Origin of the sequence: Plantimonas leprariae (genome assembly GCF_008802405.1) — a bacterium.
In the GTDB taxonomy this organism is placed as follows: domain Bacteria; phylum Pseudomonadota; class Alphaproteobacteria; order Rhizobiales; family Rhizobiaceae; genus Plantimonas; species Plantimonas leprariae.
In genome coordinates, this window is record NZ_VZDO01000019.1 from 43,704 (window position 1) to 70,436 (window position 26,733).

The 26,733-nt window shown below is 69.8% G+C and carries 31 protein-coding genes; 18 read left to right on the forward strand and 13 right to left on the reverse strand.

Translation table 11 applies throughout. The features are described 5' to 3' along the window. Position 1: 1 nt before the first annotated feature. From F6X38_RS19480 to F6X38_RS19495, 4 genes are all read right to left on the reverse strand, one after another. Positions 2-1,030, reverse strand: a complete 1,029-nt coding sequence (locus tag F6X38_RS19480) for an esterase-like activity of phytase family protein (protein ID WP_246191451.1) — start codon at positions 1,028-1,030, stop codon at positions 2-4. Next, entirely contained in the window at positions 1,027-2,949 is a 1,923-nt protein-coding gene (cobT, locus tag F6X38_RS19485) for a cobaltochelatase subunit CobT (RefSeq protein ID WP_150972665.1), read from the reverse strand. Before cobT ends, F6X38_RS19480 begins: the two co-directional genes overlap by 4 nt. 10 nt (positions 2,950-2,959) lie before the next feature. Then, complete coding sequence (gene cobS / locus F6X38_RS19490; protein WP_150972667.1) at positions 2,960-3,946, reverse strand: cobaltochelatase subunit CobS; 987 nt, start codon at positions 3,944-3,946, stop codon at positions 2,960-2,962. A 147-nt stretch (positions 3,947-4,093) separates the two neighbouring features. Continuing rightward, positions 4,094-4,708 carry a J domain-containing protein gene (locus F6X38_RS19495; RefSeq protein WP_150972669.1) on the reverse strand — a complete coding sequence of 205 codons (615 nt, stop codon included), beginning with the start codon at positions 4,706-4,708 and terminating at the stop codon, positions 4,094-4,096. Positions 4,709-4,823: 115 nt separating this feature from the next. Here F6X38_RS19495 and F6X38_RS19500 point away from each other — a divergent pair, with 115 nt between their 5' ends. Beyond that, positions 4,824-5,132: a BolA family protein gene (locus F6X38_RS19500; protein WP_150972671.1), complete on the forward strand. Its 309-nt coding sequence runs from the start codon at positions 4,824-4,826 to the stop codon at positions 5,130-5,132. A 13-nt stretch (positions 5,133-5,145) separates the two neighbouring features. Here the strand turns inward: F6X38_RS19500 and aroB are convergent, their stop codons facing one another. Continuing rightward, positions 5,146-6,270 (reverse strand): 3-dehydroquinate synthase, encoded by a 1,125-nt coding sequence (gene aroB / locus F6X38_RS19505; protein WP_150972672.1) that lies wholly within the window; start codon positions 6,268-6,270, stop codon positions 5,146-5,148. Continuing rightward, positions 6,267-6,860, reverse strand: coding sequence for a shikimate kinase (locus F6X38_RS19510; RefSeq protein ID WP_246191452.1), 594 nt, complete (start codon positions 6,858-6,860; stop codon positions 6,267-6,269). Before F6X38_RS19510 ends, aroB begins: the two co-directional genes overlap by 4 nt. A 190-nt stretch (positions 6,861-7,050) precedes the next feature. On the opposite strand from F6X38_RS19510, the gene F6X38_RS19515 reads away from it, so the two are divergent. The 4 genes from F6X38_RS19515 (at position 7,051) to F6X38_RS19530 (ending at position 10,456) form a co-directional block, all read left to right on the forward strand. After that, positions 7,051-7,233, forward strand: coding sequence for a histidine kinase (locus tag F6X38_RS19515; RefSeq protein ID WP_150972676.1), 183 nt, complete (start codon positions 7,051-7,053; stop codon positions 7,231-7,233). Beyond that, positions 7,230-8,186: a site-specific tyrosine recombinase XerD gene (xerD, locus tag F6X38_RS19520; protein WP_150972678.1), complete on the forward strand. Its 957-nt coding sequence runs from the start codon at positions 7,230-7,232 to the stop codon at positions 8,184-8,186. The genes F6X38_RS19515 and xerD overlap by 4 nt, the downstream gene beginning before the upstream one ends. A 74-nt stretch (positions 8,187-8,260) precedes the next feature. Further along, a complete protein-coding gene (locus F6X38_RS19525) occupies positions 8,261-9,214 on the forward strand; it encodes an acetyl-CoA carboxylase carboxyltransferase subunit alpha (protein WP_150972680.1) in 954 nt (317 codons plus the stop codon). Positions 9,215-9,496: 282 nt separating this feature from the next. Continuing rightward, complete coding sequence (locus F6X38_RS19530) at positions 9,497-10,456, forward strand: L,D-transpeptidase family protein (protein ID WP_210248901.1); 960 nt, start codon at positions 9,497-9,499, stop codon at positions 10,454-10,456. Positions 10,457-10,478: 22 nt separating this feature from the next. Here the strand turns inward: F6X38_RS19530 and F6X38_RS19535 are convergent, their stop codons facing one another. Beyond that, entirely contained in the window at positions 10,479-11,294 is an 816-nt protein-coding gene (locus F6X38_RS19535) for a helix-turn-helix transcriptional regulator (protein ID WP_150972682.1), read from the reverse strand. 96 nt (positions 11,295-11,390) lie between these two features. On the opposite strand from F6X38_RS19535, the gene F6X38_RS19540 reads away from it, so the two are divergent. Next, on the forward strand, positions 11,391-12,287 hold the full coding sequence (locus tag F6X38_RS19540) for an SDR family oxidoreductase (RefSeq protein WP_150972684.1): 897 nt from the start codon (positions 11,391-11,393) through the stop codon (positions 12,285-12,287). Positions 12,288-12,335: 48 nt separating this feature from the next. Here F6X38_RS19540 and secA read toward each other — a convergent pair whose 3' ends face one another. Further along, positions 12,336-15,068 (reverse strand): preprotein translocase subunit SecA, encoded by a 2,733-nt coding sequence (gene secA, locus F6X38_RS19545; protein ID WP_150972754.1) that lies wholly within the window; start codon positions 15,066-15,068, stop codon positions 12,336-12,338. 350 nt (positions 15,069-15,418) lie between these two features. Between secA and F6X38_RS19550 the strand changes: the two genes are divergently transcribed. The 5 genes from F6X38_RS19550 (at position 15,419) to F6X38_RS19570 (ending at position 19,218) form a co-directional block, all read left to right on the forward strand. Then, positions 15,419-16,318, forward strand: a complete 900-nt coding sequence (locus tag F6X38_RS19550; RefSeq protein WP_150972686.1) for a peptidylprolyl isomerase — start codon at positions 15,419-15,421, stop codon at positions 16,316-16,318. A 31-nt stretch (positions 16,319-16,349) separates the two neighbouring features. Continuing rightward, positions 16,350-17,591 carry a bifunctional glutamate N-acetyltransferase/amino-acid acetyltransferase ArgJ gene (gene argJ / locus F6X38_RS19555; protein ID WP_150972689.1) on the forward strand — a complete coding sequence of 414 codons (1,242 nt, stop codon included), beginning with the start codon at positions 16,350-16,352 and terminating at the stop codon, positions 17,589-17,591. Further along, positions 17,572-18,351, forward strand: coding sequence for a GNAT family N-acetyltransferase (locus F6X38_RS19560; protein WP_246191453.1), 780 nt, complete (start codon positions 17,572-17,574; stop codon positions 18,349-18,351). The genes argJ and F6X38_RS19560 overlap by 20 nt, the downstream gene beginning before the upstream one ends. 12 nt (positions 18,352-18,363) lie before the next feature. Continuing rightward, a complete protein-coding gene (locus F6X38_RS19565) occupies positions 18,364-18,774 on the forward strand; it encodes a (deoxy)nucleoside triphosphate pyrophosphohydrolase (RefSeq protein ID WP_150972693.1) in 411 nt (136 codons plus the stop codon). Positions 18,775-18,900: 126 nt separating this feature from the next. Beyond that, complete coding sequence (locus F6X38_RS19570; RefSeq protein WP_210248902.1) at positions 18,901-19,218, forward strand: hypothetical protein; 318 nt, start codon at positions 18,901-18,903, stop codon at positions 19,216-19,218. Here the strand turns inward: F6X38_RS19570 and F6X38_RS19575 are convergent. Beyond that, positions 19,215-20,138, reverse strand: a complete 924-nt coding sequence (locus tag F6X38_RS19575) for a methyltransferase domain-containing protein (RefSeq protein ID WP_150972697.1) — start codon at positions 20,136-20,138, stop codon at positions 19,215-19,217. The genes F6X38_RS19570 and F6X38_RS19575 overlap by 4 nt on opposite strands. A 61-nt stretch (positions 20,139-20,199) precedes the next feature. On the opposite strand from F6X38_RS19575, the gene F6X38_RS19580 reads away from it, so the two are divergent. The 6 genes from F6X38_RS19580 to F6X38_RS19605 are packed head-to-tail and all read left to right on the forward strand — an operon-like array spanning position 20,200 to position 23,186. After that, the gene (locus F6X38_RS19580; protein ID WP_150972699.1) at positions 20,200-20,964 is read left to right on the forward strand and encodes a ComF family protein; all 765 of its coding nucleotides are present in this window, start codon (positions 20,200-20,202) and stop codon (positions 20,962-20,964) included. 41 nt (positions 20,965-21,005) lie between these two features. Continuing rightward, on the forward strand, positions 21,006-21,266 hold the full coding sequence (grxC, locus tag F6X38_RS19585) for a glutaredoxin 3 (protein WP_150972700.1): 261 nt from the start codon (positions 21,006-21,008) through the stop codon (positions 21,264-21,266). 18 nt (positions 21,267-21,284) lie between these two features. Continuing rightward, positions 21,285-22,154, forward strand: a complete 870-nt coding sequence (locus F6X38_RS19590) for a carbon-nitrogen hydrolase family protein (protein ID WP_150972702.1) — start codon at positions 21,285-21,287, stop codon at positions 22,152-22,154. Continuing rightward, on the forward strand, positions 22,151-22,561 hold the full coding sequence (locus F6X38_RS19595; protein WP_150972704.1) for a DUF1178 family protein: 411 nt from the start codon (positions 22,151-22,153) through the stop codon (positions 22,559-22,561). Before F6X38_RS19590 ends, F6X38_RS19595 begins: the two co-directional genes overlap by 4 nt. A 12-nt stretch (positions 22,562-22,573) precedes the next feature. Beyond that, positions 22,574-22,864, forward strand: a complete 291-nt coding sequence (locus tag F6X38_RS19600) for a DUF1289 domain-containing protein (RefSeq protein ID WP_150972706.1) — start codon at positions 22,574-22,576, stop codon at positions 22,862-22,864. Positions 22,865-22,907: 43 nt separating this feature from the next. Beyond that, positions 22,908-23,186 (forward strand): DUF1289 domain-containing protein, encoded by a 279-nt coding sequence (locus tag F6X38_RS19605; RefSeq protein ID WP_150972708.1) that lies wholly within the window; start codon positions 22,908-22,910, stop codon positions 23,184-23,186. A 534-nt stretch (positions 23,187-23,720) separates the two neighbouring features. Here F6X38_RS19605 and F6X38_RS19610 read toward each other — a convergent pair. Beyond that, positions 23,721-24,182 carry a MarR family winged helix-turn-helix transcriptional regulator gene (locus tag F6X38_RS19610; protein ID WP_150972756.1) on the reverse strand — a complete coding sequence of 154 codons (462 nt, stop codon included), beginning with the start codon at positions 24,180-24,182 and terminating at the stop codon, positions 23,721-23,723. A 114-nt stretch (positions 24,183-24,296) separates the two neighbouring features. On the opposite strand from F6X38_RS19610, the gene F6X38_RS19615 reads away from it, so the two are divergent. Beyond that, the gene (locus tag F6X38_RS19615) at positions 24,297-24,668 is read left to right on the forward strand and encodes a nuclear transport factor 2 family protein (protein WP_150972709.1); all 372 of its coding nucleotides are present in this window, start codon (positions 24,297-24,299) and stop codon (positions 24,666-24,668) included. Between the two features lie 89 nt (positions 24,669-24,757). Here F6X38_RS19615 and F6X38_RS19620 read toward each other — a convergent pair whose 3' ends face one another. The 3 genes from F6X38_RS19620 to ubiG all read right to left on the reverse strand — a co-directional run bounded on the left by F6X38_RS19620 (position 24,758) and on the right by ubiG (position 26,706). Beyond that, a complete protein-coding gene (locus tag F6X38_RS19620; RefSeq protein ID WP_150972711.1) occupies positions 24,758-25,240 on the reverse strand; it encodes a Dps family protein in 483 nt (160 codons plus the stop codon). 103 nt (positions 25,241-25,343) lie between these two features. Further along, positions 25,344-25,835: a hypothetical protein gene (locus F6X38_RS19625; protein ID WP_150972713.1), complete on the reverse strand. Its 492-nt coding sequence runs from the start codon at positions 25,833-25,835 to the stop codon at positions 25,344-25,346. Between the two features lie 127 nt (positions 25,836-25,962). Continuing rightward, positions 25,963-26,706, reverse strand: coding sequence for a bifunctional 2-polyprenyl-6-hydroxyphenol methylase/3-demethylubiquinol 3-O-methyltransferase UbiG (gene ubiG, locus F6X38_RS19630; protein ID WP_150972715.1), 744 nt, complete (start codon positions 26,704-26,706; stop codon positions 25,963-25,965). Between the last annotated feature and the right edge of the window lie 27 nt (positions 26,707-26,733).

Sequence of the window (26,733 nt, forward strand, 5' to 3'; positions counted from 1 at the left end):
GTCAGTTCGATTCGGCGGCGCCTTCCGCCAGCCTGAACTCCAGGAACAGGTTGCGCTGCAGGAACGAGCCGTTGTCGTCGGATACTAGGACGACGCGCGTCGAACCATCCGTCGCTTTATAGACGTCGAGCCCTTCCATGTTGTCGATCTCCTCGGCGAGGTCGGCCTGGATCAGCACCGGCCCGTCGACCAGCGCACCCGGCCGGATTTCGCCTCCGGGAATGCGGCGGATGCGCATGCCGACATGCGTGAAGCCCTGGTAGCGCCGCTCCAGGAGGAGGAAATCGCCATCGGGCAGGAACGCGCCGTCGGTCGCCGACCACGCCTCGTCGCGGCGGATGGTGAAGACGCCGCCGCCGTCGCCGAGAATCGCGGCGAAGAAATTGCCCGCCATGTCGATCGAGCGCTCCGCGACGGCGACGAGCCGGCCGCCGAGCGGAGAGTTCGCGGGCGAGCGGGCCAGCGCCTCGATCCCGGCGTTGATCCGCAGCTCCTTCCGCGGGATCGGCAGCGGCAGGAAGCGCGGCCGCGACAGAAAAGGCGAGCGCGCATCGGCAAAGGCCGCGATGCGGTGGTTGCGCTCGAAGGCGACGACCGCATCGCCGTTCGCGTCGATCGCGAGGCCTTCGGCGTCGGCGTCGCCCTTGCGCGGGGATGCCTGGCCGCCGGGATTGAGGATGGGGCTGAGCCTGGCATCCCGGATGCCGGTCGGCCGGCCGTCGCCGTCCCGCGTGATCGTGCCGGCGAACCACCAACCGGTGTCCTCCACCGCCAGGAAGCGGTCCTGGTCCAGCATGCGGATCGCGGAAACGCCCTTGAGATCGGAACTCCTGCTCGAATAGGAGAAGCCGCCGACATATTCGAGCCCGCCGAAGCGGGTGGCCGCGGAGTTGCGGTCGAAGCTCCGGATGACGCGGGACGCGACGTCGATCCCGGTCGGGCCGGGCGGCAGCGAACCGGGCGCCATCAGGACGGCAGTGCCGAAAAGCAGCAGCGCCACGACGCCGCCGCGGCGAACACGCTGCCTCAACGGCGAAGCCCGCCGCCCGCCGCGCGGCGAAGGCTCGTTCGGCCCCCGCCGCCGGTCTGCTCGCTCTCGAACAGCGCCGCAAGCTGCTCGGTCATCGCGCCGGCCAGTTCCTCGGCGTCGACCAGCGTCACGGCGCGGCGATAGTAGCGCGTCACGTCGTGGCCGATGCCGATCGCCAGGAGCTCGACCGGCGAGCGCGTCTCGATTTCCTCGATCACCGCCCGGAGGTGCCGTTCGAGGTAGTTGCCGGGGTTCACCGACAGCGTCGAATCGTCCACCGGCGCGCCGTCCGAGATCATCATCAGGATGCGCCGCTGCTCGGGCCGGGCCATCAGCCGCGAATGCGCCCAGATCAGCGCCTCGCCGTCGATGTTCTCCTTCAGCAGCCCCTCGCGCATCATCAGGCCGAGATTGCGCCGGGCGCGCCGCCAAGGCGCGTCGGCCGACTTGTAGACGATGTGGCGGAGGTCGTTCAGCCGGCCGGGGCGCGGCGGCTTGCCGTTCTTCAGCCAGTGCTCGCGCGCCTGGCCGCCCTTCCAGGCCCGCGTCGTGAAGCCGAGCACCTCCACCTTCACGCCGCAGCGCTCCAGCGTCCGGGCGAGGATGTCGGCGCAGGTCGCCGCCACCGTAATCGGCCGGCCGCGCATCGAGCCGGAATTGTCGATCAGCAGCGTCACGATCGTGTCGCGGAATTCGGTGTCCCGCTCCATCTTGTAGGACAGCGGCTGCGTCGGATCGATCACAATGCGCGACAGGCGGGCCGGGTCGAGATAGCCCTCTTCGAGATCGAAGTCCCAGGAGCGGTTCTGCTGCGCCATCAGCCGGCGCTGCAGGCGGTTCGCGAGGCGCGCGACGACGCTGGAAAGCGAGACGAGCTGCTTGTCGAGGAAGGCGCGCAGGCGGTCGAGCTCCGCCTCGTCGCAGAGCTCCTCCGCGCCGACCATCTCGTCGAAGGCGCCCGTGAAGACGCGGTAGTCGGCGGCGTCGAGCAGGCTGCCCGGCGGCGGGTTCGGCCGGCGCGCCTCGCCGGGCGTCTCGGAGTCGGGGTCGTCGTCCTCGGTCGGATCGTCGGCGGTGACTTCCGAATCCTCGGCCTCCGCCGCGTCCTCGCTCTCGCCCTGCGCTTCCGTCTCCTCGGCCTTGGCGTCCTCGGCCCCGGCGTCCTTCTCGGAGCCCTCGTCCTCCTCGTTCCGCGTCTGCGAGTCGCCCTGTTCCTCGTTCTCGGTTTCCTCCTCGCTGTCGTTCTCGCGGCCGAGCTCCTCCGCCATGTCCATGGCGGTAAGGAGGTCGCGCACGAGACGGGCGAAGCCGTTCTGGTTCTCGATTGTCTCGCCGAGACGCTCCAGCCGCGGACCGGCCTTCGCCTCGATCCACTCGCGCCAGACGTCGACCAGCGCCTCGGCGCTCTTCGGCACCGGCCGGCCGGTCAGCTTCTCGCGCACCATCAGCGCGACGGCGTCCTCCAGCGGCGCCTCGGCGCGGTCGGTGACGTCGTGGAGGTTCGAGCGGAAGTAGCGGTCCTCGATCATCGCGGCGAGGTTGTCGCCGACGCCCTCCATCGCGTTCGCGCCGATCGCCTCGACGCGGGCCTGCTCGACGGCGTCGAAGACCGCCCGCGCCGCCTTGCCGTCCGGCGAAAGCGTCGCGTGAATCTTGGCGTCGTGCCTAGCGCGGCGGAGCGCCATCGCGTCGGAAAGCCCGCGCGTCACCGAGACGTCGTTGACCGTGGCGCGCTTCGGCAGTTCGGGCAGCCGCGCCTTCTGGCCGGTCAGCCCCGGCCGCTCGTTGCCGTAGGTGATCTCGAGTTCCGGATCGCCGGCGATGGCGCGCATGCAGCCGGCGATCGCGCGCCGGAACGGCTCGCGGTCCGGGCTTCCCGCCCTCGGATTCTGCTTGGCGTTGTCGCCCCGGCCTGCCACGTGTCGCCCGTCAGTCCAGAACGACGTTCGCCGCCGATTCCGGCAGTTCCTGCCCGAAAGCGCGCTGGTAGAACTCGGCGACCAGCGGGCGCTCCAGGTCGTCGCACTTGTTGAGGAAGGTCAGGCGGAAGGCGAAACCGACGTCGTTGAAGATCTCGGCGTTCTCCGCCCAGGTGATCACGGTGCGCGGGCTCATCACCGTCGAGAGGTCGCCGTTGACGAAGGCCGAGCGCGTCATGTCGGCGACGCGCACCATCTTCGACACCGTCTGCCGGCCGTCCTTGGTGTCGAAGTGCTTGGCCTTGGCGAGGACAATGCCGACCTCATTGTCGTGCGGCAGGTAGTTCAGCACCGTCACGATCGACCAGCGGTCCATCTGCGCCTGGTTGATCTGCTGCGTGCCGTGATAGAGGCCGGTCGTGTCGCCGAGGCCGACCGTGTTGGCGGTGGCAAACAGGCGGAAGGCCGGGTGCGGCTGGACGACGCGGCTCTGGTCGAGGAGAGTCAGCCGGCCGGAGGATTCCAGCACGCGCTGGATCACGAACATCACGTCCGGGCGGCCGGCGTCGTACTCGTCGAAGACCAGCGCGACGTTGTGCTGGTAGGCCCAGGGCAGGATGCCGTCGCGGAACTCCGTCACCTGCAGGCCTTCGCGCACCGTGATCGCGTCCTTGCCGACGAGGTCGATGCGGGAGACGTGGCTGTCGAGGTTGATGCGGATGCAGGGCCAGTTGAGACGGGCCGCGACCTGCTCGATATGCGTCGACTTGCCGGTGCCGTGATAGCCGGCCACCATGACGCGGCGGTTCCTGGCGAAGCCGGCGAGAATCGCCAGCGTCGTCTGCGGGTCGAACAGATAATCGGGATCGATTTCCGGCACGTGCTGATCCGGCTCGCGGAAGGCCGGAACCTTCAACGGGCTGTCGAAGCCGAACATCTCGCGGACGGAGATCGTGGCGTCGGGCATGCCCGCCACTTCCTTGACCGCTGCACTCATCGCACCTCCAGAGCCGCCGCGCGCAAGCACGCGGAAGCCGAAATTCGAAAAACGCCCCGGCCTAAAGCCGCGCGGCCGGAACGGCAAGCCTCGAATTGGCGCGGGACGTCGATCGCGACAGGGGCCGGACGATCCGCCTCAGCCGTTTCAGCAGAAGCCGGACTGCTTCAGAAGCTTGTAGGCCTGGATCACCTCGCGCAGCCGGTCCTCATGGCCGCGGTCGCCGCCGTTGGAGTCCGGATGGTACTGCTTCACCAGCGCCTTGTAGCGGGCGCGGATTTCGGTTGCCGGCGCTTCGGGGGCAAGATTCATCGTCTCGAAGGCCTTGGCTTCCAGCGAGCGCACCGGCTTCGGCCGCCGGCGCTCGGCCGCGGCACTCTCCTCGAAGAGGTTGAACGGATCGCGCGTCCGGCCGCTCCAGCGCCGGCCGGCGGCGCGCGGCGGCGGCTGGCCGGCGGGGGACGCGCCCTTGTCGGCGCCCATCGTCCAGGTCGGGCGATGGCCGGTCATCGCGTCCTTCAGGTAGGACTGGATGTCCTTGTCGTTCAGGCCTGAGAAGTAGTTGTAGCTCTTGTTGTACTGGCGGACGTGGTCGACGCAGAAGTGCAGGTACTGCCCCTCGTGGTCGCGCCCGCGCGGCGCCTTGTAGATGCCCGGCTCCTCGCAGCCCTGCCATTCGCACACGGGCGCCTTCGCCTTCTCGGCCACCTTGGCGTCCGGCCGGATGCGGATTCCGTCGAAGAGTTTGGAGTCGAGCTTCATCGCGCTTTCGATTATGGGGCCGGGCGGGAAGGCGAACAAGAATTGACAGACGGGCAAAAACCCGCCTTGCCTCCGCCGAAGCTGCGGCCGGACGGCGCAGGGGGAGAACGAGCGGATGGCGACCTATTCCCGCGAGACGATCGAGGCGAAGCTTGGCGAGGCGTTCCGGCCGGAACGGTTGGAGGTGATCGATGAAAGCCATCTCCATGCCGGCCACCACCATGTGGCGAGCGGCCACCACGCCGATTTCGACGGCTCGCCCGGCACGCACTTCCGGGTGCGGATCGTGGCGGAAGCGATGCGCGGCCGCTCCCGCATCGCGCGGCACCGCCTGGTGAACGAGACGTTGAAGGCGGAACTCGAGGCCGGCGTCCACGCGCTGGCAATCGAGGCCGCCGGGCCGGGCGAGCCGACGCGCTGGTGAAGAGCTTCGCCGGCTAACCTTCGGCCAGCTCGTCGGCGAGGAAACGCTCGACCGCCTGCCGCTCGACGTCGCGCGCGACGAAGCTTTGCCCGATGCCGTGCGTCAGGATGAAGGTGAGGCGGCCGCGGCTGACCTTCTTGTCCTGCCCGATCGCCGCCATCAGATCCGGCACGGTTGGCTGCGGTCCTGGAATCTCCGAGATGCGGGTCGGCAGCCCGGCGGCTTTCAGATGCGCCTCGGCGCGGCCGGCGTCCTGCCCGCTGCAGAGACCTTCGCGAACCGAGAAGCGGTGCGCCAGCGCCATGCCGATCGAGACGCCCTCGCCGTGGACGAGCCGGGCCGGGTCGTAGCGGACGGCCTTTTCCAGCGCGTGGCCGAAGGTATGGCCGAGGTTGAGGAGCGCCCGTGCGCCGGCCTCCTCGCGCTCGTCGGCCGCCACCACCGCCGCCTTGGCGCGGCAGCTTTCCGCGATGGCGCGGATGCGCGCCGGGCCGCCGGCAAACACGTGCGTGCGGTTCGCCTCCAGCCATTCGAAGAAGTCCGGCCGGTCGATCAGCCCGTATTTCGCGACCTCGGCATAGCCGGCCCGGAACTCGCGGTCGACAAGCGTGTCGAGCACGCCCGTGTCGGCGAGGACGAGCGCGGGCTGGTGGAACACGCCGACGAGGTTCTTGCCCTGCGGCGAATTGATGCCGGTCTTGCCGCCGACGGACGAGTCGACCTGCGCGAGGAGCGTCGTCGGCACCTGCACGAAGCGCATGCCGCGCCGGACGATCCCCGCCGCGAAGCCGGCGAGGTCGCCGACGACGCCGCCGCCGAGCGCGATCACCGCATCGCCGCGCTCCAGCCGCGCCTCGATCACCGCTTCCGCGACCGTCTGGAGGTGGGAGTAGGATTTCGTCGTCTCGCCGGGCGGCAGCACCACCGTCGCGTGGTCGATCCCGGCGGCCCGGAGCGAGGCCTGCAGCTTCGGCAGATGCAGCCCCGCCACCGTCTCGTCGGTGACGACGGCAGCGCGGATGCCGGGCAGGCGGGCGGCGATCTCGGCGCCGGCGCGGTCGAGCAGCCCTTCGCCGATCAGGATGTCGTAGGAGCGGTCTCCCAGCTCGACCCGGACGGTTTCCACGTTCGAACTCACGCGCTCACCGCCACGGAGACGGGATCGAGATGCCGGTCGAGGGCTTCGACGATCTCCTCCGCCACGGTTTCCCGCTTCACCTGCCGCGAATGGACGGTGATGTCGGCGAGACCGTAGACCGGATAGCGCGTCTCCATCAGGCGCCGCATCGTCTCGCGCGGGTCGCCGGTCTTCAGGAGCGGCCGGTTGTTGCGCCGCATGACGCGCTCCATCAGCGTGTCGAGATCGGCATTCAGCCAGACAGTGACGGCGCGGGTCGCGAGAACGCTCCGCGTTTCCTCCGACATGAAGGCGCCGCCGCCGGTCGCCAGCACTTGCGGCCCTTCCGCGGCGAGGCGGGCGACGATGCGGCGCTCCAAGGCGCGGAATTCGTCCTCGCCATAAGCCGCGAAGAGTTCCGGGATCGTCATGCGCGACACCGCCTCGATCTCGGTGTCCGTGTCCTGGAACGGCACGTCGAGGCGCTGCGCCAGCCGCCGCCCGACGGTGGACTTGCCGGCGCCCATCAGCCCGATCAGCACGACCGAGCGACGCCCAAGCCGCGACGCGATGTGCCCACCAGCCGTTTCGATCGATCCGTTCCTGTCCACGCGGCCAACTCTCCTCGCCCTCACCGGGAACAGCAAATGCGGGGGTGCGTCAAGCTCTGGTGCCGCGGCGACACAGCCGGCACGCCACGGTGAGGCGGGCCCCGATCCTCGGCTTGCGCGGAAGCGCATGTTCGGACATGAAAATTCGACCAGCTTCAGCAGCGCCAGCGGGGAAGGCGGCCGGCATCCCATGCCCACTCTCGTCCGACTCCTGACGGTGCTCGCCTTCGCCGCCGCCGCCGTTTTCGCGGGCATGGCGGCGCTCGTCTACCTCGTCGAGCCGACGCCGCGCCGCATCGTGGTGGACGTGCCGCTCAACCTTCCCGTGCCCGGCACCGGCGTCGCCGCCGGCGGCGGCAGCCTGCAGCCTTGAACGCGGCCTTCCGCGACGCGAGCGGCATCGAGACCTTCCTCGAGATGATGGCGGCGGAGCGCGGCGCGGCGGAGAACACGCTGCAAGCCTATCGGCGCGATCTCGACGACGCTTCGGCCTTCCTCGGGGGCAAGCGCGGCGGCAGGCTCGTATCCGCCTCGGCGGATGATGTCCGGGCCTATGTCTCGCATCTGGCCGCCCAGGGTTTCGCCGCCTCCAGCCAGGCGCGGCGGCTGTCCTCGCTCCGGCAGTTCTTCAAGTTCCTCTACGCGGAGGGCATGCGCGGCGACGACCCGATGGGGCCGATCGAATCGGCGCGGAAGGGCCGGCCGCTGCCGAAGATCATGAGCGAGGCGGAGGTCGACCGCCTGATCGAGGCGGCCGAGGCGGAAGCCGGGCGGGACGATCTCTCCCCGGCCGCGCTGATGCGGGCGAAGCGCATGCATGCGCTGGTCGAGCTCCTTTACGCGACGGGCCTGCGCGTCTCGGAACTCGTCTCGCTGCCGCTCTCGGTGCTGCGCGCGAAGTCCCGCGTCATCGTCGTCACCGGCAAGGGCAACAAGGAGCGCATGGTGCCGATCGGCGAGCGGGCGCGCGATGCGCTCGTCGCCTTCGCGGAGGCCGCCCGCGCCGCCGCCGGAGGGCCGAGCGACGATCCCTGGCTGTTTCCGGCTTTGTCGGAAAGCGGACACATGACGCGTCAGGCCTTCGCGCGGGACCTGAAGGACCTGAGCCTCCGCGCCGGCCTGCCACCGTCGCGCATCTCGCCGCACGTGCTGCGCCACGCCTTCGCCAGCCACCTTCTGCAGAACGGCGCGGACCTTCGCGCCGTGCAGGAACTGCTCGGCCACGCCGACATCTCGACGACGCAGATCTACACGCATGTCCTGGAGGAGCGGCTGATCCGCCTCGTCACGGACCATCACCCCCTGTCCGAAGTCAGCCGCGACTGATCGGCGGGCCGGGAGGGAACCTCGCGGCCCATCGCTTCCTTGACAGCATCGCCCGCCTGTCTCAAGCGAAGCCGATGCACAACTACCTCGACTTCGAAAAGCCGGTCGCCGACCTCGAAAGCCAGATCATCGCCCTGAAGGGGATCGGGGCGGGCGGCGAGAGCGTCGACGTCAGCGAGGAGATCAACCGGCTGGAAACGCGCTCGCGCGACGCGCTCGCCGATCTCTACCGCAAGCTGACGCCCTGGCAGAAGACGCAGGTCGCCCGCCATCCCGACCGCCCGCACTGCGTCGACTATCTGAACGCCCTCGTGTCCGACTTCACGCCGCTCGCCGGCGACCGCTACTTCGCCGAGGATCACGCGGTGATCGCCGGGTTCGGGCGCTTCGACGGCCAGTCGATCGCGGTAATCGGGCAGGAGAAGGGCTCCGACACCCAGACGCGGCTGAAGCACAATTTCGGCATGGCGCGGCCGGAGGGGTACCGGAAGGCGGTGCGGATCATGAAGCTCGCCGAGCGCTTCGGCATTCCGCTCCTGACGCTGGTCGACACGGCCGGCGCCTATCCCGGCATCGGCGCGGAGGAGCGGGGGCAGGCGGAGGCCATCGCCCGCTCGACGCAGACCTGCCTCGACCTCAAAATCCCGCTGGTCTCGGTGGTGATCGGCGAAGGGGGGTCCGGCGGGGCGATCGCCATCGCCACCGCCAACAAGGTCCTGATGCTGGAGCACGCCGTCTACAGCGTCATCTCGCCGGAAGCCGGCGCGTCGATCCTCTGGCGCGACGCGACGCGGGCCCGCGACGTCGCGCAGGCGATGAAGATGACCGCGCAGGACCTGAAGGGCTTCGGCATCATCGACGAGATCATCCCGGAGCCGGTCGGCGGCGCCCATCGCGATTCGGAGAAGGTGATCGCCGACACGGCGGACCGCGTGCGCGTCGCGCTCGGCGAGCTCGTGCCGCACGACGGCGAGACGCTGTGCCGCCAGCGCCGCGAAAAGTTCCTCGCCATCGGCCGTACGCTGTAGATTCGGCGCGATTCCGCGCCGGGCGTTGCGCTCCGGCAACGCTTCGCTCTTCCACAGCCTGAGGCGCTTGCGCCACAATGCCGCCACGCGCGTCCGCGAGGGCGTGCGGCCGGGGAGGCGATCTCCGCGCGGGGCACCGCGGTTAACGCCTCCTTAACTTCCGCCGCGCGAAAAGAACGATCGTTCTTGGCCCGCGGCGAGCGGGGAAGGCTTGAGGGGTTGTCGAGGATGCGGGTCGGACGATTTGCGAGAGCCGCTGCGCTAGTCGCGACGCTCGTCGCGATGAGCGCCTGCCAGAAAGGCGGTGCCGACCTCGGCGCGCTCCTCGGCGCGAGCGCGCCCGTGCCGCCGAAGCTCGTGAAGGAGATTCAGGCGAAGAGCATGGGCGTCAAGTCGCCCATCCTGGTCCGCCTCTACAAGGAGGAGTCGCAGCTCGAGGTCTGGAAACAGGCCAACGATGGCAAGTTCGCGCTCCTCAAGACCTACGCGATCTGCGCCTGGTCCGGAAAGCTCGGCCCCAAGCGCACGGCCGGCGACCGGCAGGCGCCGGAAGGCTTCTACAACATCACGCCGGGCCAGATGAACCCGACGTCGAACTACCATCTCGCCTTCAACGTCGGCTATCCGAACCAGTTCGACCGCGCCAACGGCGGCACCGGCGAGCACCTGATGGTGCATGGCTCCTGCAACTCGTCCGGCTGCTACGCCATGGACGACTGGCAGATGGAGGAACTCTACGCGCTGGCCCGCGAGGCCTTCGCCGGCGGCCAGCGCTCGTTCCAGTTCCAGGCCTACCCGTTCCGCATGACGCCGAAGAACATGGCGCGCCACCGCCAGTCGGAGCACTACGCCTTCTGGAAGATGATGAAGGACGGCGCGGACCGCTTCGAGCTGACGAAGAAGCCGGTCGAGATCGGCGTCTGCGAGAAGCGTTACCTGTTCGACCCGAAGCCCGGCGAGGCGCTCTCGGCGGCGGGCGCCTGCCCGAAGCTGGAGGAGCCGGCACCGCTGATGGCGAAGCGCATCGCCGACGAGGCGGAGGAGGAGAAGCTGGTCGCGACGATGCAGCCGTCCGACTTCGCGGTGACCACCACCTTCGCCTACAAGCCCGGCATGCCGATCACCGCGGAGGCCTACGCCGCCGAGCAGCACCGCCGCGCCGGCTTCGACCGCCTCGGCAAGCCGGTCGTCGAGGAAGCGCCGAAGACCGCGTTCCAGGCGGTGACGGGCAGCAACAAATAATCGTCGCCGAGCAACTGGCGCTTCAGAGGCGAAGCGCGCGGATGCGCTCCGCCACCTCGGCCGAGACCGGATTGTAGACGATCATCCCGAGGTCCGGCCGCCCGTCGACCGCGAAGGCGGAATATTCCAGCTCGATCTCGCCGAGCACCGGGTGCCGCAGGCGCTTGATGCCCTCGCCATGCGCGTGGACGTCGTTGTCCCGCCACAGCGCCGCGAATTCCGGGCTCATGGCGCAAAGCTCGTCGACGAGCTGCGCCACTTCGGATGCCGCGCCGGCCCGGGCCGCGTCGGCCCGGAACGCGCCGACCACGAATCTGGCGAGCGCGTCCCAGTCGTGTTGCCGCTCGCGCACGCCCGGGTTCCCGAACATCAGCTTCAGGATGTTGCGCCGCTCCGGCGGCAGCTTGCCGTAATCGGTCAGCACCACCGCCGCGGCGCGGTTCCAGGCGATGATGTCCCAGGTGGCGGTCTTGACGAGGGCGGGGCTCGCGTCCAGCGCGTCGAGCAGGCGCTGCAGCCGCGGCGTCACGCCCTCGACGCGCTTGTAGCGGACCTCGGGCAGCCGTCCGAGGCCGATGAGGAACAGGTGCTCGCGCTCCGGCTCGGTCAGCATCAGGCCGGCCGCGATCCGCTCCAGCACATCGGCGGACGGGCCGCCGCCGCGTCCCTGCTCCAGCCAGGTGTACCAGGTGGTCGAGATGTTGGAGCGCTGCGCCACTTCCTCGCGGCGGAGGCCGGGCGTGCGCCGCCGCCCGGCGAAGCCGAGGGCGGCCGGATCGAGCCGGGTCCGGCGGTCCTTGAGATAAGCTCCGAGCAGCGAGCCGTCGCGGGCGGACATGGCGAACCTGTTGCCGATTATACTACGATAAGCTCACGACTTTAACCGGTTGCCTCCCCGCCCGATAGTCGCGCCTGCAACTATCGGAGCATTCCCATGCGCATCTTCCTCACCGGCGCGACCGGCTTCATCGGCTCCCGCGTCGTTCCCGAACTCATCGCCGCCGGCCATCAAGTGCTCGGGCTGACGCGGTCGGACCGGGGCGCGGAGGCGCTCCGCGCCGCGGGTGCCGAGCCGTTCCGCGGCACGCTCGAGGAGCCGGACGGGCTTCGCCGCGGCGCGGCCGAAGCGGACGCGGTGATCCACACCGCCTTCGACCACGATTTCGCGAACTTCGTCGCCAATTGCGCCAAGGACGGGCGTGTCATCCGGGCGCTCGGCGAGGCGCTGAAGGGGTCCGACCGGCCGCTCCTCATCACCTCCGGCGTCGGCCTCGGCGGCAGCGGCCACGGCCGGCTCGCGAGCGAGGACATCTTCGACACGGACCACCCGAACCCGCGCATCGCATCGGAACTCGCCGGTAATGAACTCCTGGAAGCCGGCGTCAACGTCTCGGTGATGCGGCTGTCGCAGATCCACGACCCGGTGAAGCAGGGTCTCGTCACGCCCTATGTCGCGCTCTGCCGCGAGAAGGGCGCCGCGCCTTTCGTCGGCGAGGGCGCGAACCGCTGGTCCGCCGCGCATGTCGGCGATGCGGCGAAGCTCTACCGGCTGGCGATCGAGGCCGGCCGGCCGGGTGCCCGCTACAACGCCGTCGCGGAGGAGGGCGTGCCGATACGCACCATCGCCGAAACCGTCGCGCGCGGTCTCGGCGTAGAGGCGGTCTCCGTCTTGCCGGACGAGACGGCAGATTATTTCGGCTGGATGGCGGGGTTCGCCGGCATGGACATGGCGGCGTCCAGCGCGCTGACGCGCGAGCGGCTCGGCTGGCAACCGACCGGCCCCGGCCTCGTCGCCGATCTCGAAGCCATGGACTATTCGGCCGGCAACTGACGGCAACCGGTGACGGGGGGCGGCGGTCCGAAGCCGCCGCCCGTCGCATCACGCTTCCTGTGCGGCGTAAGCGCCGTGGCAGTGCTTGAACTTCCGGCCCGAGCCGCAGGGGCAGGGCTCGTTGCGGCCGATATGGCCCCAGCTCTCCGGCTTGTCCGGGTCGAGGGCCAGGCGCTCCGCCTCGCGCGGGTTGAAGTCGGCGCTGAGGATCTTCGCGCCGTCGCCGAACTCGTCGATGCCGCTCGTCACGTCGATATGGTGCGCTTCCATCGGCGGCAGCTCGTCGTCCGGCTGCTGCTGCACCAGCTCGACGCGGGCGAGCTGCATCGTCACGCGCTCGCGCATGTGGCCGAGCATCGACTGGAAGAGCTCGAAGCCCTCCGACTTGTACTCGTTCAGCGGGTCGCGTTGCGCGTAGCCGCGGAAGCCGATGACGGAACGCAGGTGGTCGAGGTTGACGAGGTGCTCGCGCCAGAGCGCGTCGATCGTCTGGAGCACCACCGAGCGCTCGATGTAGGTCATCACCTCCGGCCCGAAGCGCTCGGTCTTCTCGGTGATCGCCTTGTCGGAGGCCTCCGTCAGGCGCTGGCGGATGTCGGTCTCGTCGATGCCTTCCTCTTCCGCCCAAGCCTTCACCGGCAGATCGAGGTTCAGGAACTCGCGGACCTCCTCCTCGAGCTCGGCCGTCGACCATTGCTCGGGGTAGGCCTTCTCCGGGATGTGGCGGGCGACAAGGCCGTCGACCGTCGCGTGGCGCATGTCGGTGACGGATTCCGTCAGCCCCTCGGCGTCCATCAGTTCGAGCCGCTGCTCGAAGATGACCTTCCGCTGGTCGTTCATCACGTCGTCGTATTTGAGGAGGTTCTTGCGGATATCGAAGTTGCGCGCCTCGACCTTCTTCTGCGCCTTCTCCAACGCCTTGTTGATCCAGGGGTGGATGATCGCCTCGTCCTCCTTCAGGCCGAGACGGGTCAGCATCGTGTCCATGCGCTGCGATCCGAAGATGCGCATCAAGTCGTCCTGCAGCGACAGGTAGAACTTCGAGCGGCCGGGATCGCCCTGGCGGCCCGAGCGGCCGCGGAGCTGGTTGTCGATGCGCCGCGACTCGTGCCGCTCGGTGGCGAGCACATAGAGCCCGCCGGCGGCGAGCGCTTCCCCCTTCAGCCGCTCGATGTCGGCCTCGATCGCCTTCGCCTTCGCGTCGCGCTCCGGGCCTTCGGGCACGCCCTCCAGCTCGCGCTCGACCCGCATCTCGGCGTTGCCGCCGAGCTTGATGTCGGTGCCGCGGCCGGCCATGTTGGTGGCGATCGTCACCGCGCCGGGCACGCCGGCCTGCGCGACGATATAGGCTTCCTGCTCGTGGTAGCGGGCGTTGAGGACCTGGAAGTCCTTCATGCCGTCCTTGCGCAGGCGATCGGCGAGGTATTCGGATTTCTCGATCGAGGTCGTGCCGACGAGGATCGGCTGGCGGCGGCTCGCGGCGTCGCGGATCTCCTTGACGATGGCGCGGTACTTCTCCTCCACCGTCCGGTAGACCTCGTCGTCCTCGTCCTGGCGCTGCACGGGCAGGTTCGTCGGCACCTCGATCACGTCGAGGCCGTAGATGTCGGCGAACTCGGCCGCCTCGGTGGACGCCGTGCCGGTCATGCCGGCGAGCTTGCCGTACATGCGGAAGTAGTTCTGGAAGGTGATCGAGGCGAGCGTCTGGTTCTCGGGCTGGACGGTGACGTGCTCCTTCGCCTCCAGCGCCTGATGCAGGCCTTCCGAGAAGCGCCGGCCCGGCATCATGCGGCCGGTGAACTCGTCGATGATGACGATCTCGTCGCCGCGGACGATGTAGTCCTTGTCCTTCGAGAAGAGCTTGTGGGCCTTCAGCGCGTTGTTGACGTGGTGGACGATCGCGACGTTCTCGATGTCGTAGAGCGAGGAGCCGGAGAGGTGGCCGGCGGCTTCCAGCGCCCGCTCCATCTTCTCCGTGCCCTCCTCGGTGAAGGAGACCTGCCGCTGCTTCTCGTCGAGTTCGAAGTCGCTCGGGACCAGTTGCGGGATGAAGCCGTCGATCAGCCGGTAGAGGTCGGAGCGGTCGTCGAGGGGGCCGGAGATGATGAGGGGGGTCCGCGCCTCGTCGATCAGGATCGAGTCCACCTCGTCGACGATCGCGTAGTGATGCCCGCGCTGCACCATCTGCGGGCGCTCGAACTTCATGTTGTCGCGTAAGTAGTCGAAGCCGAGCTCGTTGTTGGTGCCGTAGGTGATGTCGCAGTTGTAGGCGTCGCGCCGCTCGTCGTCGTTCATGCCGTGGACGATGACGCCGACGCTGAGCCCGAGGAAGCGGTAGACCTTGCCCATCCATTCCGAGTCGCGGGTGGCGAGGTAGTCGTTGACGGTGACAACGTGGACGCCCTTGCCCGCCAGCGCGTTGAGATAGACCGGCAGCGTCGCGACCAGCGTCTTGCCCTCGCCGGTGCGCATCTCGGCGATGGCCTTGGAATTCAGGACGATGCCGCCGATCATCTGGACGTCGAAGTGCCGCATGCCGAGTGCGCGCTTCGAGGCCTCGCGCACGGTGGCGAAGGCCGGCACCAGCAGCTCGTCGACGCTTTTTCCGTCCGCGACCTGTTGCTTGAACTCGGCGGTGCGGGCGCGGAGCTGGTCGTCGGAAAGCTTCTCGAGTTCGGGCTCCAGCGCGGCGATCGCCTTGATCGTCCCCTCGTGCCGCCGGACGATCCGGTCGTTGGACGAGCCGAACAGGGCGCGGGCGATACCGCCGAAACTGACCATCAATTCGCTCCAAAGAAGGCTTGGCCGCGCCGCCGGGGCGGGCCGTTCGCCGAGCGCTGCTTCCATGTCCCGCGCCGTTCCGCGTGCGTGTGAGGGCGAGACGGCGGCAGAGGCAACGGGATCCCATCGGATCACCCGCCGCCTCCGCATCCCCCGGTCTGGCGGGAGGTGCTGGGAGCGGCCGGCGGCTGGACTTCAACGGCGCGGGAGAGATAAGAGGGGCCCAAACCGATGTCAATCTTCGCCGCCGGCCGTGAAACCGCTGTCGGCCCCGGCTCTTCCGGCCCCCGCTCGCGCGAAGCTTCCGCCAGCGTCAGTCGTCCCGGAACCCGTCGCCAAGGAAGGCTTTCATGCTCCGTCTCTATTCCCGGCTCCTCGCCCTGTCGGCCGTCGCGCTCCTCGCCATGCAGGGCGCCGCGTCCGCCGCCGACGGCGACGTCGTCGCCAAGGTCGGCAAGGCGCAGATCACTCAGAAGGAGCTGAGCCTCGCGGAAGGCGATCTCGGCGACCAGTTCGAGCAGATGCCGCCCGACCAGAAGCGTCTCGCCGTCCTGTCAGCGCTGATCGACATCAAGTCGCTGGCGATGGAAGCGGAGAAGGCGAAGCTCGCCGACGATCCGGACGTCAAGCAGCGCATCGCGTTCCTGCGCGAGCGGGCGCTCCACAATGCCTGGTTCCAGAAGGAAGGCGTCGACGCGATCACCGACGCCGAGCTGCAGAAGCGCTACGACGCCGAGATCAAGAAGGTGAAGCCGGTCGACGAGATCCACGCCAAGCACATCCTGGTGAAGACCAAGGAGGAGGCGGAAGCGGCGATCAAGGAGCTGAACGACGGCAAGAAGTTCGACGACGTCGCCAAGGAGAAGTCGTCCGGCCCCTCAGGCCCCGATGGCGGCGACCTCGGCTTCTTCGGCCCCGGCCAGATGGTGCCGCCCTTCGAGAAGGCCGCCTTCGCGCTGAAGGCCGGCGAATACACCAAGGAGCCGGTGCAGACGCAGTTCGGCTGGCACGTGATCGAGGTGGTGGAGAAGCGGCCGCAGCCGCTGCCGAAGTTCGACGAGGTGAAGGACCAGCTCCGCCAGCTCGTGATGCGCGAGAAGTACGTGGCGATCGTCCAGAAGGCGCGTGACGACGTGAAGGTCGAGTTCACCGACCCAAAGGTCAAGGAGCAGATCGAGACGCTGCAGAAGACCTCGCGCGCCGCGGCGGCCGGAGGTGGGGCGGCGCCGGCACCGGCGGCCGGCCAGTAAGGCGCTTCCGGCGGGGCAGGAGACGATCGGGATGGCGCATGGAACCGCGGCGGTCTCGCCGCTCGCCCCGAAGGACGTGCCGGCGATGCCGGCGATCCGGGGCGTCCGGATCGCGACGGCGGAAGCCGGCATCAAGTACCGGGGCCGCACCGACCTGATGCTGATGGTGCTCAGCGAAGGCACCAGCGTCGCCGGCGTCTTCACCCGATCCAAATGCCCCTCCGCGCCGGTGGACCTCTGCCGCGCCAACCTCGGCGGTGGCCGGGCGCGGGCCGTGGTGGTGAATTCCGGCAACGCCAACGCCTTCACCGGCCGGCGCGGCCGCGAAGCGACGGCGCTGACGGCGGACGCCGCGGCGAAGGCGGTCGGCTGCGACGCTTCCGAGGTGTTCCTCGCCTCCACCGGCGTCATCGGCGAGCCGCTGGACGCCGGCCGGTTCGCGCATCTTCTCGCCGGTCTCGGAACGCAAGCCGAGGCCGACCGCTGGGCAGAAGCCGCGGCGGCGATCATGACCACCGACACCTATCCCAAGGTTGCGACCCGGCGGGCGCGGATCGGCGGCATCGAGGTCGCGATCAACGGCATCGCCAAGGGCGCCGGGATGATCGCACCCGACATGGCGACCATGCTCTCCTTCGTCGCGACCGACGCGGCGATCGCGCCGGCTGCGCTGCAGGCGATGCTCTCAGCGGCCGTGGAGCCGAGCTTCAACTCGGTGACGGTCGATTCCGACACCTCGACCTCCGACACGCTGCTCCTTTTCGCGACGGGCGCAGCCGGCAACGCGCCGGTCACGGCGGCGGACGACTCCGATCTGAGCGAGTTCCGCGAGGCGCTGGCCGACCTTCTCCTCGACCTCGCCCGGCAGGTGGCGCGCGACGGCGAGGGTGCCCGGAAGGAGATCCGCGTGACGGTGACGGGCGCGGCGAGCGACGCATCCGCGAAACGCATCGCCATGGCCATCGCCAACTCGCCGCTGGTGAAGACGGCGGTCGCCGGCGAGGACGCCAACTGGGGCCGCGTCGTGATGGCGGTCGGCAAGGCCGGCGAGCCCGCCGACCGCGACCGGCTGGCGATCTCGTTCGGCGACGTGCGCGTCGCCGTCGACGGCGAGCGCGATCCCGCCTATGACGAGGCGGCGGCCTCCGCCGAGATGCGGCAGGATGAGATCCGGATCGGCGTGGACATCGGCCTCGGAAACGGGCGCTGGACGGTCTACGGCTGCGATCTCACCAAGGCCTATGTCGAGATCAATGGCGACTACCGAAGCTGAAGCGGCGCATCGCCTCGCGATCGTCCGCCGGCTGGAGGCGGCGGGCTTCCGCGCCTTTCCGGCGAGCGAGACCGCCTATGACGGCACCTGGTCGATCCGGCTGACGGCGGGCTATCCGGCGAAGCGCCTGAACTCGGTCAACCCGCTCGACCCCTCCGACCATTCCGACATCGCGGCGAGGATCGAGCGGGCCGCGACACGCTTCCGTGCCGCCGGCCGGCCGCTCCTGTTCCGCCAGTCGCCGCTGGCGCCGCGCGACCTCGCCCGGCATCTCGACATTGAGGGCTGGCGGAGCTTCGGCGAATCCGTCGTGATGACCGCCGAACTCGGCTCGGTGCCGCTGGATGTGCGCGTCGAGCGCCTGCCCGTCCGCGATCCGGCGCGCTACGTCGCGGCGAGCCAGGCCGTGCACGGCCGGGCCGCCGAGGACGCTGGGGGGCTGCGGGACATCCTCGCGGCGATCGAGCCGCCGACCGCCTTCTTCGTGCAGGAGGCCGGGCGCGGCGAGCCGATCGCGGTGGCCTTCGCGGTGCACGACCGGGACCTCGTCGGCCTCCTCGACGTCGCGGTGGCGCGCGGCTGGCGCCGGCAGGGCATCGCGCGCGACCTCGTCGCCAACGCCTTCCGCTACGCGCTCCTGAAGGGCGCGCGCACCGCCTGGCTGCAGGTGGAGGCCGACAACGCCGCCGGCTTGGCGCTCTACCGCGCGCTGGGGTTCGCGGAAGCTTACCGCTACTCCTACCGCGCCCCGCCGGTTTAGGGCTCTTTCACCATGAACGACAAGAAGCTGCTGCTCGTCGCGGCCTGCGCGCTGATCGACGCCGACAACCGCGTGCTCGTCGCCGAACGGCCGGCGGGCAAATCGCTGGCCGGCCTCTGGGAGTTCCCAGGCGGCAAGGTGGAGCCGGGCGAGACGCCGGAGGCGACGCTGATCCGCGAACTCACCGAGGAACTCGGCATCGCGACAAAGGCGGCCTGCCTCGCGCCGCTGACCTTCGCCAGCTACGAATACGAGCGATTCCATCTGCTTATGCCGCTCTACGTCTGCCGGCGCTTCGAGGGCATCCCGCAGCCGCTGGAAGGGCAGCGGCTGAAATGGGTGCGCGCCGCGGCGCTCCGCGACCTGCCGATGCCGCCGGCCGACGCGCCGCTGATTCCCTTCCTCCAGGACCTGCTCGGGTGAGGTCCGGTTCGGCGAAGAAGCGATGAACGGGGTCCGCGGCTTTTAAGACGATTTTCACTCCCGCGCCGCAATTTCGTCGCGAACGGGCTGCCGGCGGGCGCGCAGCCGAACACGGGAGTTCCGCTCGTGACGATGGTTGTGACACGCAGGAGCGCGCGGTCGTCCTCCCTCTCGATGGCCGAGGCCCGCACGGGCCTGTTCCGCGCGACGCTGCTGTTCGGCTCCGCGGCGGCGGCGCTGTCGCTGATCGTCGTGCCGATGGCGGACCGCCAGGCGAAGCTGATCGTCGCCGAGCGGGCCTCCGACCTCGACGCGATGACCACGGGCTCGATCGGCTCGGATGCGAACGTCCAGCGCTACACGATCCGGCGCAGCGTCCTCGACCGCCCGGACCGGGCGCCCTGCATCATGTTCCCGGACGGCCGCCAGACGGGTGCCTGTTAATCGTCCTTGCCCGAGCGATCGCGCAGCGCCTCGGCGAGGCTCGCCTTGGCGGAACCCGGCCGGAGCGGCTGCTGCTGCGAGGGATGCGGCTTCCAGCCCGACATGTAGACGACGTCGAACGTCGCGCGGACGCGCCCGTCGGCCCCTGCGAAACGCTCCGCGTAGATCTCCGCCGCCCGGAGGAACAGCCCGCGCGGCGTGAAGCTTCGGCGACGCTCGGCCAGCATGTTCGCCATGCCCATGCGGCGAAGGTCTAGGCAAAGATCGAACATCGAAGCGTAGCGCACCGTGATCCGATCCTGGTCGGCGACGGGGAGCGCCAGCCCGGCGCGCTGCAGGAGCGCCCCGGCGTCGCGGACGTCGATGAACGGCGCGACGCGCGGGGATGCGCCCCCGAGCAGTTCGGCTTCCGCTTCGAGCAGCGAGGTCCGCAGCTCGTGCAAGGTCTCGCCGCCGAGCGCCGCGGCGAGGAACAGCCCGTCCGGCTTCAGGGCCCGGCGCGCCTGGATCACCGTGCCGGGCGTGTCGTTGGTGAGGTGGAGCGACAGCGGCGACAGGACGAGGTCGACCGAATCCTCGGGGAGCGGCAGCGCTTCCTCGTCGCCGACGATGCCGTCCGGCGCATCGCCGAGGAAGGCGGCGTCGCGCTCGACCCGCAGCATCGTCCCGACCTGGCCGCCGGCCATGACGAGCCGGGCCGCCTCGCCCGTGTGCCCGCCGATCTCGGCCGCCCGCTCGAAGCGGCGCTCGACCAGCGACAGGCGCTCGGCGAGTTCCCGCGCGACGGCCTGCAGGAGGAACAGCGGCGCGTCGTCGCCCCCGGCGCGGCCGAGCGCCCGGAGACGCCGGCGATCGAGGAGGGCGCGGTCGAACAGGGCGGCGGGATGGGAGGCGCCGGAGGGCTGGGGAGGACGCGGCATCGCGCTTGTAGCTGAGGGGGCGGCCTGTATCGTCAAGCCTCGAGGAATCGAACGGGCTGCGATGGCGAGCTTCTGGGACGGAACCGGCCGGTTGCCCGGCCTCCGCCGCGCGGCGGAGGCGGTGGGGCAGGTGCTGTTTCCGCCCGTCTGCCCGCTCTGCCGCGCGGCGACCGCAGCGGCGCACGCCCTCTGCCCCGCCTGCTGGACGAAGCTCGCCTTCATCGAGCCGCCGTTCTGCGCCGTGCTCGGCACGCCCTTCGCCCGGGATTTCGGCGAGGGCGCGCTTTCGCCGGAGGCGATCGCCGCGCCGCCGCGGTTCTCGCGCCTGCGCGCGGCCGTCCTCTACGGCGACACCAGCGCGCGGCTGGCCTCGGCGCTGAAATACGCCGACCGGACGGAGCTCGCCCCGATGCTCGCCGGCTGGATGCGCCGCGCCGGCGCCGAACTCCTCGCCGAGGCCGACCTCGTCGTGCCGGTGCCGCTGCACCGCCTGCGGCTGTTCACGCGGCGCTACAACCAGTCGGCGGAACTGGCGCGCCGCGTTGCGGCGGCTTCGCGTGTGCCTTACGCGCCGCTGGCGCTGGCCCGCACGAGATGGACGCGCCGGCAGGTCGGGCTTGGCCGCGATGCGCGGCGGCGCAACGTGTCGCGCGCCTTCCGGGTGCCGGACGAATGGCGAGCGCGGTTGGCCGGCCGGCGCGTCGTTCTTGTCGACGACGTGTTCACCACCGGCGCGACGGTGGACGCCGCGACCGCGGCGCTCCTGAAGGCGGGGGCCGCGGCGGTCGACGTCCTCGTCTTCGCCAGGGTTGCGGCCGGCGGGTGACGCGTCCATATGGTCAGGTCCGTTCATCACCGGTGTCCGCCATGGCCGACGTCACGATCTACACGCGCGAATTCTGCGGCTACTGCGCCAGGGCCAAGCAGCTCCTCCAGAAGAAGGGCGTCGCCTTCGAGGAGAAGGACGCCTCCTTCTCGCCGGATCTGCGAGCCGAGATGACGCGCCGGGCGAACGGGCGCACGACCTTTCCGCAGATCTTCGTCGGCGAAACGCATGTCGGCGGCTGCGACGACCTCTACGCGCTGGACCGGGCCGGCAAGCTCGACCCGCTGCTTGCCGCGGCTTGAGCGAAGAGGTTCCGCCCGATGACCGTCTTCACCGCCGCCGTCGTCCAGATGCGCTCCGGCACCGATCCGGCGCGGAACATCGCCGCGCTCGGCGAACTCGTCGCCAAGGCCGCGAGCCGCGGCGCGACCTATGTCCAGTCGCCGGAGATGACCGGCATGGTGCAGCGCGACCGCGAGGGTCTGTTCGCGGCGTTGCGTAAGCCGGAGGCCGATCCGGTGGCGCAGGCCGCGTCCGAGCTGGCCCGCCGGCACGGCGTCCATCTCCACGTCGGCTCGACGGCTGTGCGGCTGCCGGACGGACGGGCGGCGAACCGCGCCTTCCTGTTTCGCCCTGACGGGAGCCGGGCCGCCACCTACGACAAGATCCACATGTTCGACGTCGACCTCGACAACGGCGAGAGCTGGCGCGAATCGCGCACCTACAAGCCGGGCGAACAGGCGGTGGTCGCCGACCTTGACTTCGCCGACGGCTCCGCCCGGCTCGGTTTCGCGGTCTGCTACGACATGCGCTTTCCGCAGCTCTTCCGGGCGGAAGCCCTTGCCGGAGCGGAGGTGCTGACCGCGCCCGCCGCCTTCACGCGCCAGACCGGCGAGGCGCATTGGCACGTGCTCCTGCGCGCCCGGGCGATCGAGAACGGCGCCTTCGTGGTGGCGGCCGCGCAAGGCGGCGTCCACGAGGACGGGCGCGAGACCTACGGCCATTCGATCGTCGTCGACCCGTGGGGCCGCGTCCTCGCCGAGGTCGACGGGGCGGAGCCGGGCATCGCGGTGGCGCGGATCGACACCGCCGAGGTGGCGGCGGCGCGGGCGAAGCTGCCGAACCTGAAGAACGCCCGCGAGTTCACCCTCGCTGCGAATGGGCGGGATGTCGCCGAGGCCGCCGAGTGATCACCTATTCGCTGCGTTGCACGGGCGGCGGCCACGGCTTCGACGGCTGGTTCCGCTCCAGCGAGGACTTCGAGAAGCAGCGCCGGCTGAGCCTCGTCGAGTGCCCGCATTGCGGCTCGACCGAGGTCGAGAAGGGCCTGATGGCGCCCGCCGTCTCCGCGTCCCGCGAGGTGGGGGCGGCGGAAGCGGCCGCGACCTTCGCCAAGTTGCAGGCGATGGCGCGCGAGGCGCGGGCGAAGTCGGACTATGTCGGCAAGGAGTTCGCGGCGGAAGCCCGCAAGATCCACTACGGCGAGACGGAAGCCCGCTCGATCTACGGCGAGGCGACGCTGCCGCAGGTGAAGGCGCTGGCGGACGAGGGCATCGCGGCCGTGCCGCTGCCGCCCCTGCCCGAAGACAAGAACTGACGGCGGCGCACGGTGGCGAAGATTTGGGCAAAGGCGCCGTCTCCCTGCATCGGCGTCTGCAAGTTCCGCGACGAAGGCCGCTGCCTCGGCTGCCAGATGACGAAGCCCGAGAAGAAGCGCTTCAAGCGGCTGAAGGGCAAGGCGGAGCGAAGGCCGTTCTTCCTTATGCTTCGCGAGCGCCTCGAAGCGCGCGACCGCTGGAACTACTGGTCGCGGATGTATCGGCGGCGCTGCCTGAAGAAGGGCGCGGACTGCCCGCTCGACAAGCTCGAAGGCGCCGAGCGGGAAGCCCGCGCCGCATAACCGTCGTGGCTCCTGCCCGGCCGAACGTTTCGAAGGTCGCCTGATGTCCTCCACCCCGGATCTCTGGGCCGACGCTCCGTCGCCCTGCATCGACATCTGCAAGTACAAGCGGCAGGGCCGCTGCGTCGGCTGCTCGATGACCAAGCTGGAGAAGGACACGTTTCCCCGGTCGGGCAGCGGGGAGGCGAAGCGCCGATTCTTCGAGACGCTGCTCGCGCGGCTGGAGTCGGAGCACAAGAACCCGGCTTTCTGGATCATGAGCTACCGCCGCAAATGCGAGCGCGAGGGGGTGGAGTGCCCGCTGGATGCGGGCGAGGCGTGAGGCACAACTTCGCGTTCCCGCGCCGCAGTGGCCGGGGTTTGCGGGTGGTTCGTTGCCGCTGGTCGAGAGCGGCGGGCGCCGAAGGCAGAGCCTTCCGACGTAGTCTATTCGTCAAAGCGGCCTGCCTTCGGCGCCCGCGCGGGTGTCTGCAGCGCTTGCCGCCGGCTGCCCCGCCGGCGTCCCCATGACCTTCGGCGAGGTGGCTCACCTCGCCTCAAGGGCGTGATCCGAACATTGTCCTCGGCTACACAGCCGTTCGGGTTCCTCGGCTTGCTCCCGGACCCATTTGCATGGGACCGGCCATGGTTCACGCTGCCCGGGCGCCCCGCCTCTCCGGAAGAAGCACGACACCCGGACCCGCCCGCCACCCCACCGAACGATCCCGGTGATCATTCGCGCTCCCTCGACGGGGCGGCGGTGAGCGGAAGCTACGCGAAGGGGCGAGAACGGGGATAAGTTTTCGGTGGTGCGCTCGGACAGCGGCCCGGTCCGTGCCTCACTCCTGCACGAGGTGGGAAGGCGAGGGGGGTCGGCTCAGGCGTGTTCCGCCGTCGTCCCGCCGGTCGCGAGCCGGTCGAGGTTGGCGATCAGGCGGTCGAGGAGGGCGAGGAACTGCGCGGCTTCCTCGTCCGAGAAGCCGTCGAGCGCATCGCGGTTGCCCTGGAACAGGGCGGCGCAGGCGTCCGGCAGGCGCGCGAGCGCGGCGTCGGTCAGGGCGACGCGGCTGGAGCGGCCGTCGGCCGGATCGGGAGTCCGCCGGATCAGGCCGTCCCGTTCCATCCGCGCCATCATCTGCGCCATGGACGGCTGCTCGATGCGGACGATCCGGGCGAGGTCGCGCTGCGACCCGGCCAGCCCGTCCCGCAGTGCGACGAGGGCCGGCAGATAGCCGACGCCGAAGCCGAGCGGCTTCAGCCGGGCTTCGCTCAACCGCACGAAGCCGCGCGCTGCCATGGTGATCAGATGACCCGGCGTCGCCAGCACGTCCAGCTTCATCATATCCACTTGCATAGGCACCTATATTGATACATAGGTGACGATACAACTACGGAGCGCTGCCGACAACGGTGGTGGCCGGCGGCGCTTCCGGGCATTCGGAAAGGACGGACAATGGCGGACGACAAGATCGAGGTTCTGCGGCGCATCTACGACCGCTTCAACGCGCGCGACATCGACGGCGTCCTGGCCGTCCTCGCCGACGACGTCACCTGGGCGAACGGCATGGACGGCGGCCATGTCCACGGGCACGAGGCGCTGCGGGAGTACTGGACGCGGCAGTGGTCGATGATCAGCCCGCATGTCGAGCCGGTCGGCTTCACGGCGGAGAGCGACGGCGCGGTCGTGGCGGAGGTCCGGCAGACCATCCGCGATCTCGAAGGCCGGCCGCTCGCCGGGCAGACGCATGGGTTGAAGGACAAGACCGTCGGCCACGTCTTCCGCTTCCGGGACGGCCGGATCACGCGCTTCGACATCCGCGACTGACGGGCGGGTCGCCGATCCGGGACCCCATAAGGCAAGGCCCGCCGGACGGAGCGTCGGGCGGGCCTTGTCGGCTTCGGATGTGCAGGCGCTCAGGCCGCCGTGTTCTTCAGGTGGGCGCGGAGCATCCAGGCATACTTGTCGTGCTTCTCGATACGCGCCGTCGCCATGTCGTTGGTCGCCCAGTCGCCGTGCTGCTCGGCGACCTGCGCCAGCGAGGAGCAGGTGGCGGAAAGCGTTTCCTGGTCCTTCATCAGGACCTCGACCATGGTCTTGGCGTCCGTCTTGCCGTCGTGCTCCTCGATCGCACTGCGTTCCAGGAATACGCCGAAGCGGCCTTCCGCATGCGCGTCGAACGCCTTGATGCGCTCGGCCAGGAAGTCCTGCGCCTCGAAATGATCCTCGTAGATCTCCTGGAACAGCTCGTGCAGCGAGCCGAAGCTCATGCCGGTGACGTTCCAGTGGAAGTTCTGCGCCTTCATCGTCTCGACGGCGGTTTCCGCCAGGGCCTGCGTCAGGCCGCTGACGATCTCCTCCTTCGCGGTCGGCTCGATCTTGGCCGCAACCAGTCCCATCGCGATCTCCTTCGTTAGCGTCGCTCGTTGTTTGGAATGATTCCAAACTATGCGCGTTCCGGCCCGACCGCAAGGCCAGTTTGGAATAATTCCAAACTGGATTTCAGCGGCCGTCCATCGCCCGCACCATGCCGGCGGACAGGAAGCGCAGCCAGCGCCGTCCGGGTTCCACGACGCGCCAGGAGACGAGCGCGCCGGCGGCCTTGTCCTCGCCGCGCCGCCAGGCGGAGACCAGCCGGAGCAGCCAGGTCTCGTCGTCGCTGAGGTGCCTGGCGCCGGGGCGGTAGAACACCATGCCGCGCTGCGAGCGGGCATCGAGGCCGCGGAAGAAGGCGATGGCGAAGCGCTCGAAGGAGACGCCCGTCTCGCCGGCGAGGAGGAAGCAGGCGCGCTCGAGGTCCGGGCGCGGCGCGAGCTGCGAGCGCAGCGCCATCCAGCGCAGGCGGTCGAGGTCGATCCGCTCCTCCGTGCCGATCTCGTGGGTCTCCGCCAGACGCGCCGCGGTCGGGCAGCGCGGGAAGGCGAGGACGCCGCTGCTGCTCGGACGCTCCCCGAGCCGGCCGTCGAAGAAGAAGGCATGGTTCGATGCGGTCATTGCGATTCCGGGCGGGAGGCCGCGCCGCGACATCCCGCAAACTTGAGTGGGCGCGGCAGCTTCTAGCAGAAGCAAGAGCACATGGGAACGGCCCGGCCGAGGCCGATCGTCGCGACGGCGGGGCCGGTCAGGGGCGGCGCGCGAGGGTCATGTAGTTGACGTCCGTGTCGCGCGAGCGCCGCCATTCGTCGGCGAGGAGATTGTAGACGACGCCGACCTCTTCGAGCACCTGGAGGCCCGCCGCCTCCACCGGCCGCCGGATCTCCTCCGGGCGCACGAGACGCTCGTAGGAATGGGTGCCGCGCGGCAGCCAGCCGAGCACGCGCTCGGCCGCGACGATCGCGAGCGCATAGGCCTTCAGCGTGCGGTTGATCGTGGCGACGAGGAGGAGGCCGCCCGGCTTCACGAGGTTGGCGCAGGTCGAGAGGAACAGCGGCACGTCGGCGACGTGCTCGACGATCTCCAGCGCGAGGACCACGTCGAAGCGCTCGCCGCCCGCCTCGATCGCCTCCGCCGTCGCGGCGCGGTAGTCGACGGCGACGGCGCTTTGCGCGGCGTGGAGCTTCGCCACCTCGATGTTGGTCTCGGAGGCGTCGGCCCCGACGACGTGCGCCCCGAGGCGGGCGAGGGGTTCGGCGATCAGGCCGCCGCCGCAGCCGATGTCGAGGATCGACAGGCCTTCGAAGGGCGTCAGCGAACGGGCGTCGCGGCCGAAGTTCATCGCCGTCTCTTCGCGGATATAGGCGAGCCGCACCGGATTGAACTTGTGGAGCGGCCGGAACTTGCCCTTCGGGTTCCACCATTCCCCGGCGAGGCGCGAGAAGCGCTCGACCTCGTCCCGGTCGATGGTCGTGGCCCGCGTTTCGCTCATATGCCGTCCGTCCCGATGCTGCACCGC